The sequence below is a fragment of the Roseovarius confluentis genome (genome assembly GCF_002917925.1).
GTDB lineage: Bacteria > Pseudomonadota > Alphaproteobacteria > Rhodobacterales > Rhodobacteraceae > Roseovarius > Roseovarius confluentis.
Window position 1 is genome coordinate 1 of the sequence record NZ_PPFE01000012.1, and the last position, 14,973, is coordinate 14,973.

At 65.1% G+C, this 14,973-nt stretch carries 15 protein-coding genes and 1 pseudogene; 6 read left to right on the forward strand and 10 right to left on the reverse strand.

Annotation, left to right across the window (positions count from 1 at the left end; genetic code table 11):
- Positions 1-144 (forward strand): annotated as a pseudogene (locus C2I35_RS19140) (IS110 family transposase); the annotation flags it as partial.
- Positions 145-459: 315 nt separating this feature from the next.
- Here C2I35_RS19140 and C2I35_RS19145 read toward each other — a convergent pair.
- Together C2I35_RS19145 and C2I35_RS19150 are read right to left on the reverse strand one after the other, a co-directional pair.
- The gene (locus C2I35_RS19145; protein WP_103764643.1) at positions 460-1,884 is read right to left on the reverse strand and encodes an amidase; all 1,425 of its coding nucleotides are present in this window, start codon (positions 1,882-1,884) and stop codon (positions 460-462) included.
- Positions 1,885-2,115: 231 nt separating this feature from the next.
- On the reverse strand, positions 2,116-2,325 hold the full coding sequence (locus C2I35_RS19150; protein ID WP_103764644.1) for a helix-turn-helix transcriptional regulator: 210 nt from the start codon (positions 2,323-2,325) through the stop codon (positions 2,116-2,118).
- 302 nt (positions 2,326-2,627) lie between these two features.
- On the opposite strand from C2I35_RS19150, the gene C2I35_RS19155 reads away from it, so the two are divergent.
- Positions 2,628-3,272 carry a pseudouridine synthase gene (locus tag C2I35_RS19155; protein ID WP_103764793.1) on the forward strand — a complete coding sequence of 215 codons (645 nt, stop codon included), beginning with the start codon at positions 2,628-2,630 and terminating at the stop codon, positions 3,270-3,272.
- Between the two features lie 163 nt (positions 3,273-3,435).
- Here the strand turns inward: C2I35_RS19155 and C2I35_RS19160 are convergent, their stop codons facing one another.
- From C2I35_RS19160 to C2I35_RS19170, 3 genes are all read right to left on the reverse strand, one after another.
- Positions 3,436-4,482, reverse strand: a complete 1,047-nt coding sequence (locus C2I35_RS19160) for a phosphotransferase (RefSeq protein ID WP_103764645.1) — start codon at positions 4,480-4,482, stop codon at positions 3,436-3,438.
- A gap of 279 nt (positions 4,483-4,761) precedes the next feature.
- Entirely contained in the window at positions 4,762-4,995 is a 234-nt protein-coding gene (locus C2I35_RS19165; protein ID WP_103764646.1) for a hypothetical protein, read from the reverse strand.
- A gap of 5 nt (positions 4,996-5,000) precedes the next feature.
- Entirely contained in the window at positions 5,001-6,443 is a 1,443-nt protein-coding gene (locus C2I35_RS19170) for an aldehyde dehydrogenase family protein (protein ID WP_103764647.1), read from the reverse strand.
- A 151-nt stretch (positions 6,444-6,594) separates the two neighbouring features.
- Between C2I35_RS19170 and C2I35_RS19175 the strand changes: the two genes are divergently transcribed.
- Together C2I35_RS19175 and C2I35_RS19180 are read left to right on the forward strand one after the other, a co-directional pair.
- A complete protein-coding gene (locus C2I35_RS19175; RefSeq protein ID WP_103764648.1) occupies positions 6,595-7,248 on the forward strand; it encodes a peroxiredoxin in 654 nt (217 codons plus the stop codon).
- Positions 7,249-7,387: 139 nt separating this feature from the next.
- Entirely contained in the window at positions 7,388-8,422 is a 1,035-nt protein-coding gene (locus C2I35_RS19180) for a succinylglutamate desuccinylase/aspartoacylase family protein (protein ID WP_103764649.1), read from the forward strand.
- Positions 8,423-8,431: 9 nt separating this feature from the next.
- On the opposite strand, the gene C2I35_RS19185 is transcribed toward C2I35_RS19180, so the two are convergent.
- Both C2I35_RS19185 and C2I35_RS19190 read right to left on the reverse strand, forming a co-directional pair.
- On the reverse strand, positions 8,432-9,112 hold the full coding sequence (locus C2I35_RS19185; RefSeq protein WP_103764650.1) for a hypothetical protein: 681 nt from the start codon (positions 9,110-9,112) through the stop codon (positions 8,432-8,434).
- A 99-nt stretch (positions 9,113-9,211) separates the two neighbouring features.
- Positions 9,212-9,589 (reverse strand): rhodanese-like domain-containing protein, encoded by a 378-nt coding sequence (locus tag C2I35_RS19190; RefSeq protein ID WP_103764651.1) that lies wholly within the window; start codon positions 9,587-9,589, stop codon positions 9,212-9,214.
- A gap of 183 nt (positions 9,590-9,772) precedes the next feature.
- On the opposite strand from C2I35_RS19190, the gene mutL reads away from it, so the two are divergent.
- Together mutL and C2I35_RS19200 are read left to right on the forward strand one after the other, a co-directional pair.
- Positions 9,773-11,635 (forward strand): DNA mismatch repair endonuclease MutL, encoded by a 1,863-nt coding sequence (gene mutL, locus C2I35_RS19195; RefSeq protein WP_103764652.1) that lies wholly within the window; start codon positions 9,773-9,775, stop codon positions 11,633-11,635.
- Positions 11,632-12,867, forward strand: a complete 1,236-nt coding sequence (locus C2I35_RS19200; RefSeq protein WP_103764653.1) for a DNA recombination protein RmuC — start codon at positions 11,632-11,634, stop codon at positions 12,865-12,867. Before mutL ends, C2I35_RS19200 begins: the two co-directional genes overlap by 4 nt.
- A gap of 275 nt (positions 12,868-13,142) precedes the next feature.
- Here the strand turns inward: C2I35_RS19200 and C2I35_RS19205 are convergent, their stop codons facing one another.
- From C2I35_RS19205 to C2I35_RS19215, 3 genes are all read right to left on the reverse strand, one after another.
- Positions 13,143-13,514: a hypothetical protein gene (locus C2I35_RS19205; protein WP_103764654.1), complete on the reverse strand. Its 372-nt coding sequence runs from the start codon at positions 13,512-13,514 to the stop codon at positions 13,143-13,145.
- Between the two features lie 10 nt (positions 13,515-13,524).
- A complete protein-coding gene (locus C2I35_RS19210; protein WP_103764655.1) occupies positions 13,525-14,295 on the reverse strand; it encodes a DUF6478 family protein in 771 nt (256 codons plus the stop codon).
- Between the two features lie 99 nt (positions 14,296-14,394).
- Entirely contained in the window at positions 14,395-14,970 is a 576-nt protein-coding gene (locus C2I35_RS19215; protein WP_103764656.1) for a hypothetical protein, read from the reverse strand.
- Positions 14,971-14,973: the final 3 nt, after the last annotated feature.

Here is a 14,973-nt window from a genome sequence, read left to right on the forward strand (position 1 = left end):
TGGTTGGCGCGCGCATCAGAACGCATGCATCGTAATAAGGCCGCCGTCGCGCTCGCCAACAAGTTGGCGCGTATGGCATGGAGCATTCTGAGACACAAAACGGCGTTAGATGCGCCACGAGACGAGGTCGCTATCGGCGTCTAAGCCGGGACGACCCAGAGGAGTTCGCGATAGATCAAAAGCATGGAACGGAAATACTACGTCCCCAGAATCTGACGGCCCAAATGGTCATCTACGACCTGTCCGCTAATGAGATCACGGCGCGTGCGTAACCCCAACAAGGCCACGACCCGCGTGTCGACCAACAGGCCGGATACATATGAGCGACTTCCGAGAACATGCCAGAAATCATTTGCGAACAGCAGCCGGTACATACATTTGGGCCGTCATTCACCTATTTGCCGAGCAACCAGAATGTGAGGTCTCTTATCCGTCACCCTGACCTGATCAGCGCCGGCTTCAGCTCGCTGTTTTCGGCCCGCCGCGGCTGTCAGCGGCATCCGGAAGGATCGGCGGGTGGGCGTCCATGTAGGCATGCGCTGCGCGCAGCACGCGGGTGTCGTCGTGCTTGCCGCCCGCCAGCTGGAAACCCACTGGGAGGCCCGCTTGCGTGAACCCGCAGGGCACCGAGACCGCCGGCTGCTGGCTGAGGTTGAACGGATATGTGAAAGGCGACCACTCGGTCCAGTCGGTCATGGCGCTGCCGGGAGGAACATCGTGGCCGGCCTCGAAGGGCGGGATCGCCACGGTCGGCGTCATCAACAGGTGATAGTCCTGGTTGAACCGCTCGAGATGGCGGGTGAACTCGGCACCTCTGGTCTGCGCGCGAAAATAGTCGACCGCGTCCCAAGCCTCCGCCCGAAGGGCGTTGTCCACGAGGCCAGGATCGAGCATGTCACGCTCTTCCTCGTCGCATTGGCGGTAGAGATCGAGCGAGGCGGTGAACCAGATCATTTGAAAGATCTCGATCGGGCTTTCGAATCCGGGATCGATCTCGACCATGTCCGCACCGAGCGCGGCCATGCGCTCGGCGGCCTCGCGAACGCGCGCCGCCACCGCGGGATCGACCGACGCATAGCCGAGGTCGAGCGACCAGGCGATCCGCAGCCCGTCGAGGCCCCGGCCCAAGTCTTCGCCCCAGTCGGTCGGCTGGCCGCGGTGCGCATAGGGGTCAGCCTGATCGTATCGGCCGATCACGTTCAGCATCAAGACCGCGTCCTCGACAGTCCGCGTGATGGGGCCGATCTGGGACAGGGTCGGTGCCCGGGACGGCGGCCATTGCGCCGCCCAACCGAAGGTCGGCTTGAACCCGAACGTGCCGGTGAAGGAGGCCGGGATGCGGATCGACCCGCCGCTGTCCCCGCCTTGGTGCAGGACACCCATGTTGAGCGCTGCCGCGGCGGCGGCTCCGCCGGACGATCCTCCGGGCGTCAGTTTGGTGTCCCACGGGTTTCGGGTCGCGCCGAAGACCCGGTTGTCGGTCACGCCTTTCCAGCCGAATTCCGGCGTGTTGGTCTTGCCGAGGATCACCGCTCCGGCCTCGCGCAGCATGCGTGCGGGCGGGGCGTCGGTGTCGCAGGGCCCGTCACCTGTCAGGAGCGAGCCGTCCCGGGCGGGCATGCCGGCGACCTCGGTGAGGTCCTTCATCGAGACCGGCAGCCCGTCGATTGCGCTCAGCGGAGCGCCGTCCGCCCAGCGTTGGTCCGAGGCATGGGCGGCCTCCTCGGCGCCGGCATAATCGACGTGGACATAGGCGTTCACCGCCGGGTTGTAGCGCGTGATCAGATCCAGAGCGGCCCGAACGGCGTCGCTCGGAGTGGCGCGATCTTCCCGAAAGGCCTGGGCGAGTTGCGTGGCGGTCAGGCTTCCGATGTCGTTTGTCATTCCGTTCCTCGTGATTGCCATCACCGGAGCAACGCACGAGTTGTTCCTGGGATCCCGACGTCTCGCGCAACGGCAAGCAAGGCATCGCACTGCGGGGTTCGGCCGCAATATGAGCGTCAACCTGAAGCGGGATGATGCACGTGCAGCGAATGGCTGCTTCGGTGAAGCTGCGCCGCGGCACCAGACTGGCTGACCAACCGCCGCAATGGGCCGTAAAGAGCCGCCCGGCACTTAATGCCGGACGTTCGTGGGACATACGAAGGCAAACGCCTGGCGATCCGCGACCCACTCAGAAATCGCGCTGTGGCGCCATCCGATAAGGCGCTCGGTCAACTTAACGGGTGCTGGAAATGTGCCAGCGTTGAAATGTCTGTAAATCGTCGAGCGGCTGAGCCCGGTCAGTTCCTGAATATCTTTCTGCCTTAATATTTTATCGGTCATGCATGTCCTCTATTTCGTTGGATGCAATCACCTTAACAGCGAATGATTTAAGCCACGTTTACGTTTTGTTCAGGAATTGCCGGTAAGAATGTTTGCCCACTCTTTCATCAAGGGTGTGCGCTTGGGCAAGTAAGTTGAACATTCGTAGGCATCGACAGCTTCATCGCCCGTTCTGACGTGACCGATGCAAGCTTCGGCAATCTCTTCCGGCGGAAGTATTTCGAGAACCGCGAAAGCGGTCGGAAGGTTCGAAGAGCGGGCTGGGCTGGCATGGCTGGCGGAGCTGGTGTATGCGGCGGGCCATGTCCGATTACAACCCGCCGATGACGCCGCTGGACGTGCTGCACGAGGATCACGAGATCCTTGTCGTGGCGAAGCCGCCCGGCCTTTTGAGCGTACCCGGCAAGGGCGAACACCTGGCCGATTGCCTGTTGGCCCGGGTGCAGGATGTGTTTCCGATGGCGCTGCTGGTGCATCGGCTGGACCGGGACACGTCGGGCGTGATGGTGTTTGCCCTGACGCCCCATGCGCAGCGGCATCTTGGCCTGCAATTCGAAAAACGTCAGGTGAAGAAGATCTACACCGCGCGGGTCTGGGGCCGGGTCGAGGAGCGGACCGGGACGGTTGACCTGCCGTTGATCGTGGATTGGCCGAACCGGCCCCGGCAGAAAGTGTGCCATGAGACCGGCAAGGCGGCGGTGACGGACTGGCGGGTGCAGCGATATGGCGAGGGCGAGACCCGGATGCGGCTGATGCCGAAGACCGGGCGAAGCCACCAGCTGCGCGTGCATATGCTGAGCTTGGGGAATCCGATCCTGGGGGATCCGTTTTATGCCGAGGGTGCGGCGCTGGACCATGAGCGGCTGATGCTGCATTCCGAGGAACTGCGGCTACGGCACCCGGATGGAGGGGCTGGGATGGTGTTTCGCCAGAAAGCAGCGTTCTGAGGCGGGCGGTGCGCCCGGACCGGGCCGTTGGTCCTGAGTATTTTTGGAACAGTGAAACCGGGCTAAGGGCAACGCGGTCAACGCCGGGCCAGCCACATCGCGAACAGGAACGTCGCCACACGTGTCAGCCAGAATAACGGCTCATCGGGCGGGCGGCACATTGTCAGGCGCGCAGGACGCGGTCGGTCAGGTTGAGGCGCTGCGCGACGATGGGGTGGAGCGTGGTGGCGAGATCCGGGTCGCCCGTCTGAAGCTGTTCCAGTTCGTCGAGCCGGTTGGTGGCCACCAGCGTGAGGGCATCGAGACGGGGGGTGCCGTCGGCGTGGCGGGGCAGGGCCGGCACGGTCTGGATGTGCTCGGGCTTTGGTGCGGGGGCCAGTTTCGTGACCTCGGCCGCCGAAAGCGGCGTTTCGACGAAGGCGTAGAGGCCGACGCCATTGGCGGGCAGGGCGAAGGTGCAAAGGGCGATGTCGGTGATCTGCGGATCGGCAAGGAGAGCCTTGCGCAGGGCGGGACCGTCGCGGTCCAGCCGGTCCTCGGTCCCTTCGCCGTCGGACCAGTTCATCAGGCGGCGCGTGATGAAATTGTAGAGCCGCTTGCCGGTGGCCATCCACAAACGAGAGGGCAGGGATTTCTGCGTCAGCATCCGATGCTCTGAAGGCGTGAGCAGGTCTGGCGCGTAGGCGCGTTTCTGTTTCAGCAGGTGGCGCAGGTCCTCACGGGCCTTGAGGCGGAAGAGTTTGCCGCGGCGCGGGTGGACCGAGGCAAGCTGGAAGTCGATTACGGCGGCGCGGCCCTCGGGCGTCATCAGCCAGTTCTGCGGCTTGGCGATGTCGTTATGGGTCACGCCGGCGCGCCGCATCTCTCGCAGCAGGCGCTTGGCGTCGCGGTACCATTCCGGATCGGTGGGTTTGGCCAGTTGCAGGGGCGTGCCTTGCGTCCAGCTGCGCAAAAGGCCCACGCGGTCAGCGCGGATCAGGGTAGGGCAGCCTTCGATTCCCTGCACTGCACGCAACCCGCGGGTTTCGCGGCCGGCGAGCCAACGCGATAGGGGGCGGGCGTAGAGCGGCACCGTGTCGAGCTTGCGCAGGACGACGGCGATGTCGGGGTGGCCTTCGAGGTGGCCGGAGATGGTCTCGGAAAAGATATCGCGCTTGTGCACGGTCTCGGGCACGAAGGCGGCCTGCGTGATATCGGGGGTGCTGTTCATTCGAGCTGTGTAGTGGGTTTTGACGGAGGGGAAAAGGTATCTGCGCCGCCCCCTGAACGGTGAATGATACGCGCGGTTGTGGGGCGTTGGCGGTCGATCCGGTTGGATCAGTCGTGCTGTGCGTCCCTTGCGAAACCGCCGCTAGTGGGGGCCGTGCTGAGGCGTGAGAGTCGTGACACGCTCGCTGCGTACCTCGCGCGGTGATATTCGCGCGTGATCTTCTCGGTCCAGGCTTGGTCGTCGGGTCGGGTGTCAGGCCCGTCAAGCTCTTCCCCGATATCAACAAGGCCCGATGGGTAGATCATCGCCGGGCGCAGGCCGGTATGCCGGATCGAACAGCGCGGCGCCGACACTGGCCGACAAGTCGGTGGAGGACATCGCGCCGCCGTCGACGGCGGGCCATATCTCGCCTTTAATGCCGCCGATTTCGCGGGCGTCGGCCAGCAGCGCCTGCGCGTTCTCTCGCCGGGCCGAAGCCCGGATGAGATGCAACACGAAGGCGTGGACTTCCATCCGTGTCAGGCGCCTTCGGTCCAGCCGGAGACGGCCTTGACCTCGAGAAAGTCCTCGAGCCCCCATTTGCCGCCTTCGCGCCCGTTGCCGGACTGTTTCATGCCGCCGAAGGGCGCGCCGAGGCCGCGGCTTTGGCCGTTCATTTCCACCATGCCCGAGCGCAGGGCGCGGGCACAGCGGTTGGCGCGGGCCGGGTCCTGCGTCTGGACATAGTTGGTCAGGCCGTAGGGTGTGTCGTTGGCGATTTCGATGCCCTCTTCCTCAGTGCCGAAGGGGATGATCGACAGGACCGGGCCGAAGATTTCCTCGCGCGCGATGGTCATGTCGTTGGTCACGTCGGCAAAGATCGTCGGCTTGACGAAGAAACCGCGGTTGAGCCCGTCGGGGCGGCCGGTGCCGCCGGTGACGAGGCGGGCACCTTCGTCGATGCCTTTCTGGATCAGGTCCTGGATCTTGTTGAACTGGGTCTCGTTCACAACCGGTCCCATGTGGCGGCCTTCCTCGGACGCGGGGCCGACGGCGACCTTGTTTGCCGTCTCGGCAGCGGTCTCGACGGCCTGGTCGTAGATGTCGCGCTGGACCAGCATCCGCGTGGGCGCGTTGCAGGACTGGCCGGTGTTGTTCATGCAATGCAGGACGCCGCGCTTGACGGCCTTTTCGTCGGCGTCGGCGAAGATGAGGTTGGCGCCCTTGCCGCCCAGCTCCAGCGAAACGCGCTTGAGCGTGTCCGCGGCGTTCTTGGAGATCAGTTTGCCGGCACGCGAGGAACCGGTGAAGGAGACCATGTCGACATCCGGATGCCCGGTGAGCGCCGTGCCTGCGCCCGCGCCGTCGCCGTTGACGAGGTTGAAGACGCCCTTGGGAAAGCCCGCCTCGTCGATCATCTCGGCGAAGAGCAGGGCCGAGAGAGGCGATTCCTCGGACGGTTTGAGGATCATGGTGCAGCCCGCCAGCAACCCGGCGATGACCTTGAGCGAAATCTGGTTCATCGGCCAGTTCCAGGGCGTGATCATGGTCACGACGCCCACGGCCTCGTGAATGATGCGGTCATTGGGGGCGTGATCGCCCAGGGGTTCGATCCAGGCGAATTCCGACGCGGCCTTGAGGATAGCCTTCATGTGCGACGACCCGGCGCCGACCTGCTGTGCGCGGGCAAGGTCGATGGGGGCGCCCATTTCCAGGCTGATGGCCCGGGCCATGTCCTCGGCGCGGGCTTTGTAGATTTCGCGCAGTTTCTCGACCAGGGCCATACGCTCGGACACCGGGGTGGTCATCCAGCCGGGAAAAGCGGATTTGGCGGCGGCGACGGCGGCATCGCAGTCAGCCTCGCCGGCCAGCGAGATCACGGCGCAGGGGTCTTCGGTCGAGGGGTCGATGACGTGATGATCGGTGCCCGCGACCGGGTCGACCCAGGCGCCATCGATGTAGAATTGTTTCTTCTCGATCATGTCGCATTCCTTTCGTCTGAGCCGCATATGTGGGCATTTCGCGCGCACATGACCATAGGGGGCGGATTGCCGCAAGTGGGCGGCTGTTAATTTCGCGCAGCCTTCTTATGTTGAGCGAAAGAACCCGATTTGCAAAAGAAGGAGATGCCCCATGGCACTGCGGATCAACGATACCATTCCCGACCTGACCGTGACCACCGACCAGGGCGAATTCAGCCTGCATGACTGGATCGGCGACAGCTGGGCGATCCTGTTCTCGCATCCCAAGGACTTCACGCCCGTCTGCACCACCGAGTTCGGCGCCGTCGCACGGCTGGCCGACGAGTGGGAGAAACGCGGCACCAAGGTGATCGGCGTGAGCGTCGACGGCGTGGAGGATCACAAGAAATGGAAGGGCGACATCGAGACCGCCGGCGGCGCGAAGCCGGGCTTTCCGATCATCGCGGATGACGGCCTGGAAGTGTCCAAGGCCTTCGACATGCTGCCCGCTGAGGCCTATCTGCCTGACGGTCGCACGCCCGCCGACAGCGCCACGGTGCGGTCGGTCTTCATCATCGGGCCGGACAAGCAGCTGAAGCTGACCATGACCTATCCGATGACGGTGGGCCGCAACTTTGGCGAGGTGCTGCGCGCGCTGGATGCGTTGCAGACCAGCGCCGGGCAGGGCGTGGCGACGCCCGCCGACTGGACCGTGGGGCAGGACGTGGTGATCCCCACCTCGGTCAGCGACGAGGACGCCAAGGCGAAGTTCGGCGAGTTCAACACGGTGCTGCCCTATCTGCGGATGGCGAAGCTGCCGGGTTGATCCAGCGGGGCGGCTGCGCCGCGCTCTATCTGTGGGATGTGGGGCGTTGCCCCTCAAACTCCCCGGGATATTTATAGCCAGAGGAAGAGGGCCCTGTTCGGATGTGGACAGGGCCCTTTTTTGCGCGACATAGCCGGGCATGGCGAAACGGGACGCATTCGAGATTGGGGGGCAGGTGGTGAAGGCCGGCTCGCGTGAGACGGTGGATGTGCCGGTGAGCACGCTGTCGGACCACACGCCGGTGAACCTTGCGGTGCACGTGATCCACGGGCGGCGGCCCGGGCCGGTGCTGTTCGTGTCGGCCGCGATTCATGGCGACGAGGTGATCGGGGTCGAGATCGTGCGGCGGCTGTTGCGGGCTGCGCCCCTGAAGGGCATGGCGGGTACGCTGCTGGCGGTGCCGATCGTCAACGGGTTCGGGTTTCACAATCATTCCCGCTATCTGCCGGACCGGCGCGACCTGAACCGGTGTTTCCCCGGAGGCGCGGAAGGCAGCATGGCGTCACGGCTGGCGCATATCTTCATGGAAGAAGTGGTGCGGCGGTCGGATGTGGGGGTCGACCTGCATTCGGCGGCGATTCATCGTACGAACCTGCCGCAGATCCGGCTGACCCCGGACAACGAACAACTGAGAGCACTGGGCGAGGCGTTCGGCGCGCCGGTGATGATGGCCTCGAAGCTGCGCGAGGGCAGCTTGCGGCTGGCCGCCGAGGAGGAGGGCGTGGATGTCCTTTTATATGAAGGCGGCGAGGCGCTGCGGTTCGACGAGCTGGCGGTGCGGGCCGGGGTGAGCGGCTGTCTGCGGGTGATGCGGCGGTTGGGCATGATCGGGGCCAAGGGCGTGCCGAAGCGGCGCAGCGTGCCGGTGGTGGCGAATTCTTCGAGTTGGTACCGGGCCCCGGTGGGCGGTGTCTTTCGCGGCTACAAGGCGGTCGGCGACGCGGTGGCGCCGGGCACGGTGCTGGGTGCGGTCAGCGACCCGATGGGCCAGACCGATTGCGAGGTGGTGTGCGAAGAGGCGGGGATCGTGATCGGGCGATCGAACATGCCGGCGGTCTACGAGGGCGAGGCGCTGTTTCACATCGCCGAGACGCCGCGGGCGGAACATGCTGCCGAGGGGGTGGCCGCGCACATGGAGGCGGCCCCGCTTTACGATGAGGACGAGATCATCTGAGCCGGGGTCTCAGGTCGTGTGGTCGCGGTTCTGGGGCAGCAGGAAGATGGACGTGGCCAGCAGGCTGAAGACCAGTTCGTAGACCTCCCATTTGCGCGAGACGTCGATAGCGGCGATCACCAGACTGGCGGAGACGGCCAGCACCGCGTGGCGGGTGCCGGGGACTGGCGCGGCGATACGGTCGAGCGTGCGCTTGAGCCAGCCCACGCGCGGGTAGAGCAAGGGCAGCACCGCGAGGTAGAGCAACAGGATTAGCGTCAGGATCGGGCCGAAGAGGGTCTTGGCCAGATGGAAATCGCCCCACGGCGTAGGCACGATCAGGTTGTGCAGGTTGGTTTCCTGCTGCTTGTTGATCTGCTGGAAGGTTTCGCCGGTTTCCCAGCCGAAGATGCGCTGGCCCCAGGACACCTCTTCGCCCGCGGCGAAGAAGAAGAGCAGGGCGTAGAACACGGTGCAGGCGAGGGCGAGACCGGCCCCGCGGGCCTTGAGCGACCGTGCGTTCATCAACAGGACGAGGCTGGCCACGAAAAGGAAGATCGCGGTGCCGTATTCGACGTACCCGTCCTCGCGGGCGTAGGTCAGCGAGAAGAAATCCGTGCTGTAGAAGTATATGCCGACCGTGAGGACCAGTACGGCGACGACAATGCCGAGAAGGATCCTGTCGATGGTCCGGATCGTGGAAAGGGTCATGGGACGCGTGCCTCTCGCGATGGATTTGGCGCGGGAATAGGCGAGGCGCGGCGCCGCATCAAGCGCAAAGCCCGCCTGCGCGGCAGAGACCCGCCCGGATCAGGCGTTGACGCGCTCGGGGCCGCCGGTGCTCATGGAGGTGCCGATGTAGGGTTTGTCGGCCTCTTTCCAGGCGCCGAAGCCGCCTTCCATATGGGCGATGCGGTCTACGCCAGCCTCGATTGCGGCACGGGCCATCTTTTCGGACCGGACGCCGGACCCGCAATGCAGGACGATGCGCTTGTCGGTCTGGCCGGGGAGTTTGTGCGCGTCGAAGAAGGGCATCGGAAAGAGCATGGCGCCCTCGATATGCTGAAACGCGTATTCGGGGATGGTGCGGACGTCGATCAGGACGATCTCATCCGCGGCGAAGGCGTCTGCGACCTCGTCGATGGTCCAGGTCTCGAAAGTGGCGGCACCGATGGTTTCGGATTTCATGGGATGGCCTTTCCTGCGCTTGGCGTTTGGTGGAAAACTAGGGCGTTGCGCTGCGAGTTCCCGAAGCGGTCCAGTGCCTTGGGTTCCGTGGCGATCGGGATCGCGAGAGAAGCGGTGCCGGACGCATTTAATGGCGCAGTCGGACCTAGCAGAATCGGACGCGGCCATGCTAGGTATTGGGGTATGAATGAAATCAGCCCCAATATAGGCCAGGAACGGCCTGTCATCCGCCAGCTGGAGGAGACGGCGATCAACCGGATCGCCGCCGGTGAGGTGGTGGAACGCCCGGCCTCGGCGGTCAAGGAACTGGTGGAGAACGCGCTGGATGCCGGCGCACGGCGGATCGATGTGGATATCGCCGATGGCGGCAAGACCCTGATCCGGGTGCGGGACGACGGCTGCGGAATGACCGGCGACGAGCTGCCGCTGGCACTGAGCCGGCACGCGACGTCGAAGATCGACGGCTCGGACCTGCTTAACATTCATTCCTTCGGGTTTCGGGGCGAGGCGTTGCCCAGCCTGGGGTCGGTGGGACGGCTGACGATCACCAGCCGGGCGCAGGGGTTTGACGGGGTCGAGATCACGGTGTCGGGCGGTGGCATCGGCGCGGTGAAGCCCGCGGCGCTGAACCGGGGCACGGTGGTGGAGCTGAGGGACCTCTTTTATGCCACGCCCGCGCGGCTGAAATTCATGCGCACCGACCGGGCCGAGGCGCAGGCGGTGGGCGACGTGATCAAGCGGCTGGCGATGGCCGAGCCGTTCGTCAGCTTTACCCTGCGGGACGTGAGCGAAGGGCGCGAGCCGCGCACGGTCTTTCGCGCCGATGCCGAGAGTGGCGACCTGTTCGATGCGCTGCATGGGCGGCTGAGCCAGGTGCTGGGGCGGGAGTTCGCCGAGAACTCCCTGCGGATCGAGGCCGAGCGCGAGGGGATCGCGATGACGGGTTATGCCGCGTTGCCGACCTATTCACGGGGGTCCTCGGTGGCGCAGTACTTGTTCGTTAACGGGCGGCCGGTGCGCGACAAGATGCTGTATGGCGCGCTTCGGGCGGCCTATCACGATTTCCTTAGCCGGGACCGGCATCCGGCGGCGGCGCTGTTTCTGGAATGCGCCCCGAAATTGGTGGATGTGAACGTGCACCCGGCAAAGTCCGAGGTGCGGTTCCGCGATCCGGGCGTGGCGCGGGGGCTGCTGGTCTCGGGGCTGCGTCACGCGCTGGCGGAGGCGGGACATCGGGCGTCGACCACGGTGGCGGGTGCGACTCTGGGCGCGATGCGGCCCGAGCCGGTGCCGCAGGCGGGCGGCGCACGGGTGTACCAGATGGATCGGCCCGGGGCATCGGCGCGGGCGGCGAGTTACCAGATGCAGGCACCTGAGGCGGGCTTTGCCGAGATGCAGAGCGCGTATTCCGGCCGGGTCGAGCCCGAGGTGGTGGAGACGCACGAAGACGCCGTGGCGCCGCAATCGCTGCCGCTGGGGGCGGCGCGGGCGCAGGTGCACGAGAATTACATCGTGGCGCAGACCGAGACCGGGATGGTGATCGTCGATCAGCACGCGGCGCATGAGCGGCTGGTTTACGAGAAGTTGAAGCGGCAGATGGCCGAGAACGGCGTGGCCAGCCAGGCGCTATTGATCCCCGAGATCGTGGAGTTGAGCAGCGGCGAGGCGGGCATTCTGCTGGACATGGCCGAGGACCTGGCGCGGCTGGGGCTGGTGATCGAGGCGTTCGGGCCGGGCAGCATCGCGGTGCGCGAGACGCCGGCGATCCTGGGGCCGTGCGACGCGGACAAGATGCTGCGCGACGTGCTGGACGAGTTGGCCGATATGGGTGAGAGCCTGAACGTTCAGGCGAAGATCGAGGCGATCCTGAGCCGGGTGGCCTGTCATGGCTCAATCCGGTCGGGGCGGCGCATGAGCGGTGAAGAGATGAACGCGCTGTTGCGCGAGATGGAGGCAACGCCGCATTCGGGGCAGTGCAACCACGGACGGCCTACTTACGTGGAACTGAAACTGAGCGATATCGAGCGGCTGTTCGGGCGGACATGATTACCATTGGCGAGACAACTTACACGTTGGACGACCCGCTGGTGATGGCCGCGATGGCGGCCGGTGCCGTGGTGCTGCTGATCCTCCTGTTGGTCATCCTTGCGCTGCGGGCCGCGGCGCGGACGGCGCGCGCGACGGAACCTTTGGCGCAGCAGTTGGGGCATCTGGGGCAGAACGTGCAGAGCCTTGCCAATGGGCAGGAGGGCTTGCGCAGTTCGATCCAGGTGGTGAGCGACACGGCGACCAGCGGGCAGACACAACTGGCGCAGATGGTGGAACAGCGGCTGGCGGGCGTGCAACAGCAGATGCAGGACCGGCTGGCGGACAATGCGATGCGCAGCCAGCGCGCGCTGACCGAGATGCAGGAGCGGATGCGCGAGACGCTGCATGGCTCGTCCAAGCAGACCACCAACAGCCTGACCGCGCTACAGGAACGGCTGAGCGCCATCGACAAGGCGCAGGACAATATCACCAAGCTGTCGGGGGATGTGCTGTCGCTTCAGGATATCCTTTCGAACAAGCAGACGCGCGGGGCGTTTGGCGAGATCCAGTTGACCGATATCGTCAGCAAGGCGATGCCGTCGGACAGCTATTCGTTGCAGGCGACGCTGTCGAACGGGCGGCGGGCGGATTGCCTGATCCACCTGCCGAACCCACCGGGGCCGATCGCGATCGACAGCAAGTTCCCGCTGGAAGCCTACGAGGCGCTGCGCAACGCCAAGAGCGATTACGAGCTGAACGAGGCCGCGAAGTTCCTGCGGACCTCGGTGAAGAAGCACATCAAGGACATTTCGGAGAAGTATATCCTTGATGGCGAGACCGCGGATGGCGCGCTGATGTTCCTGCCCTCCGAGGCTGTCTATGCCGAGCTGCACGCAAATTTCCCGGAACTGGTGCGCGAGGGGTTCTCCCAGAAGGTCTGGATCGTTTCGCCCACCACCTGCATGGCCACGCTGAACACGATGCGCGCAATCCTGAAGGATGCCCGGATGCGCGAACAGGCCGGAGCCATCCGCAAGATGCTGGGGCAGCTGCACCGCGACGTGGAACTGGTGCTGGAACGCGCGAGCAAGCTGGAGACGCATTTCGACCAGGCGCGGCGGGACGTGGAAGGGATTTCCACCGCCGCCGAGCGCGCGGGCAAGCGGGCGGCGAAGCTGGACAATTTCGACTTCGAGGAACTGGCGCCGGAGGATCCGGTGAACGTAGTGAAGCTGGGCAAGGACGGCTAGCCGGCGGTCTGGGATGGCTGCGAAAGTTCGAAACGAGCCCATTGCGAGACAAGTGTGATCTATAGCCTCGAGCGCCATTGACGGGCCGCGGCGCGGCGATCCGACGGTTGTTCGGCAGCGTTTTATCCAGGCCAAATCCGAAAAAGAATTGAGCGATGCACCGAACTTCACCCAATCGCCGGGCCGTGGGGGCGGCCCGTCAATGGCGCGGGGCCTGCGGCCTGATTCCGCGCTGGGGCCTTAGATCAAACGTCTTTTAGGTCCGCAAAGCGGACCTACATCGTTTCCAGACAGTGCCGGCGGAAGGCGCGTTTGAGCATGTCGAGCTCTTCGCGCAGGAGCGTCACCTCGGCGCGGATGTCGTATGCCAGCGCATCGCCCGAGACGATTGAGAAGCTGCCCAGGGCGGCGCCGGTTTCGGTGTCGGAGATCAGGAAGGTCTGCACCCCGTCGGCAATACGGTCGGCTGGGATGGGCACCCGTAGGACCCAGGCCTGTTCCCCGGGTTTCTCGACGACCTCGACCCCGGCGATGGTCTCTTGCAGGTGCGTGACCGACACGTCCGGGCGGCGATCGCCGGCGCCGGTGATGACTCCTTCCCAGACCCCTTCGAAGAGGCGCGTCTTGGTCAATGTCAGCTCTTGCATCCGTATCCCCCTAGAATTCCGCGCGTGGCCGGCGGCTGAAGGTAAGGTCGCGCAGGATGACCTGGCTCATCTGCGGGTTCTCGAAAATCAGGTCGACCCAGGCCCGTTCGATGCGCTTTTCGTTCAGCTTGGAATAGGCGAGGTCGAATTCGACCATGATTTCCTCTTCGTGCAGCGGCAATTCACGCACGATCTGTTCGGTGTTCGGGCCGTGCTTGATGTTCAGCCGGGCGAAGATCTCCAGGGGCTTTTCCATCTCGACGATGGTGTCCATGCGGATGAGATGGCGCGATTGCAGCCCCGATACCGCAGCCTCAGGCAGATCCAGAACGAGCGACAGGAAGGAGCCGTCAAAGCTGAAGACGTCCATGCGCAGGCCGAAGGGTGCGAGGTCGGCCTCGCGGGTGTTGCGCAGTTGGCGCAGGGACAGTTCGGACTGTTGGCAGTCGTGAAACAGTGTCAGCTCGCGTCCCAATTGCGTCTTGCTGAGAACCGAGGAGCGCCCGGGCACTGCCAAGGGCTCGCGCCAGATCGCGGGGCGCCAGGACCAGTCGGTGCCATGCGGCTTGGGAAACGCGTGGGAGCCGATCATCGGCAACGCAAGGCGGTTGTCGGCAAGGCTGATCAACTCGTTGAGATGATAGCGCAGTTTCCGCGCCTCGGAGCGTTCGGCGCGAAGCTGTCCCAGCGTCATCGACGTGGCGTCCCGCACGGTTTGCCGCCACCGCCGCAGGTCGCGCCGATGGGCCAGCCAATCCAGTCCTGAACGTTTCAGCCCCATATGCGTGGATCGATTCCGGTTGGTTCTGCCACAGTTTGCCCCTGAGACATTGTCATATCATTAACCCGCGTTTGGAAACAATCCATTGATTGCCTTGGGTTACTGCGCGCTGGCGCTCCGCAGGGTGCGGGCGAGATCGGTGATGAAGCGGCGGCCCGACGCGCCGGCAAGGCTGCTGCCGGCGGGGGCGTAGACCGCGAGGCTGACGAAATGGTCGTTGATGACCATGCCGCCGCGCCAGTAGCGCGGGTCACCGCCGGGAAGGGCCAGTTCGCCGCCCGCATCGAGGTGCACCAGCGCAAGTCCGTCGATATCTACCGCGGCCAACGGCTTTTTCGGGGCGGCGCTGGCGGCGATGGTGGCGGCGGTGGGCTGGGCGCGGCCCGGCTGCTTGCCCGCCACGTTGACCGCGATCAGAGCCAGCGGCACGGTAACGCCCGGCTCGCCGCTGAGCGATTCACAACTGCCGAGGAAGACGAGACGGCTGGAAGGCTGGCGGCGGACGTTGCCTGCGTCGACGCAATAGCCGCGGGGGCCGCGCACCACGACCGCGCCGTCATAGAGTGCCAGCGCCTCGACCACGTTGGGCTCGTCGGCAGTGCCGAGCCCCACGTCGTCACAGGCGGCCAGCGGCCAGAGCAGGGCCGCCAGCCAGACCGGTCGGAGTGCGCGCACGGA

What these genes read in the sequence shown, in the direction of transcription:
- C2I35_RS19210 (WP_103764655.1), bottom strand. Translation starts at nt 14,295, where the DNA reads ATGGGGCTGAAACGTTCAGGACTGGATTGGCTGGCCCATCGGCGCGAC.
- C2I35_RS19150 (WP_103764644.1), bottom strand. Translation starts at nt 2,325, where the DNA reads ATGACCGATAAAATATTAAGGCAGAAAGATATTCAGGAACTGACCGGG.
- C2I35_RS19145 (WP_103764643.1), bottom strand. Translation starts at nt 1,884, where the DNA reads ATGACAAACGACATCGGAAGCCTGACCGCCACGCAACTCGCCCAGGCC.
- C2I35_RS19160 (WP_103764645.1), bottom strand. Translation starts at nt 4,482, where the DNA reads ATGAACAGCACCCCCGATATCACGCAGGCCGCCTTCGTGCCCGAGACC.
- C2I35_RS19170 (WP_103764647.1), bottom strand. Translation starts at nt 6,443, where the DNA reads ATGATCGAGAAGAAACAATTCTACATCGATGGCGCCTGGGTCGACCCG.
- C2I35_RS19175 (WP_103764648.1), top strand. Translation starts at nt 6,595, where the DNA reads ATGGCACTGCGGATCAACGATACCATTCCCGACCTGACCGTGACCACC.
- mutL (WP_103764652.1), top strand. Translation starts at nt 9,773, where the DNA reads ATGAATGAAATCAGCCCCAATATAGGCCAGGAACGGCCTGTCATCCGC.
- C2I35_RS19185 (WP_103764650.1), bottom strand. Translation starts at nt 9,112, where the DNA reads ATGACCCTTTCCACGATCCGGACCATCGACAGGATCCTTCTCGGCATT.
- C2I35_RS19200 (WP_103764653.1), top strand. Translation starts at nt 11,632, where the DNA reads ATGATTACCATTGGCGAGACAACTTACACGTTGGACGACCCGCTGGTG.
- C2I35_RS19190 (WP_103764651.1), bottom strand. Translation starts at nt 9,589, where the DNA reads ATGAAATCCGAAACCATCGGTGCCGCCACTTTCGAGACCTGGACCATC.
- C2I35_RS19165 (WP_103764646.1), bottom strand. Translation starts at nt 4,995, where the DNA reads ATGGAAGTCCACGCCTTCGTGTTGCATCTCATCCGGGCTTCGGCCCGG.
- C2I35_RS19205 (WP_103764654.1), bottom strand. Translation starts at nt 13,514, where the DNA reads ATGCAAGAGCTGACATTGACCAAGACGCGCCTCTTCGAAGGGGTCTGG.
- C2I35_RS19155 (WP_103764793.1), top strand. Translation starts at nt 2,628, where the DNA reads ATGTCCGATTACAACCCGCCGATGACGCCGCTGGACGTGCTGCACGAG.
- C2I35_RS19180 (WP_103764649.1), top strand. Translation starts at nt 7,388, where the DNA reads ATGGCGAAACGGGACGCATTCGAGATTGGGGGGCAGGTGGTGAAGGCC.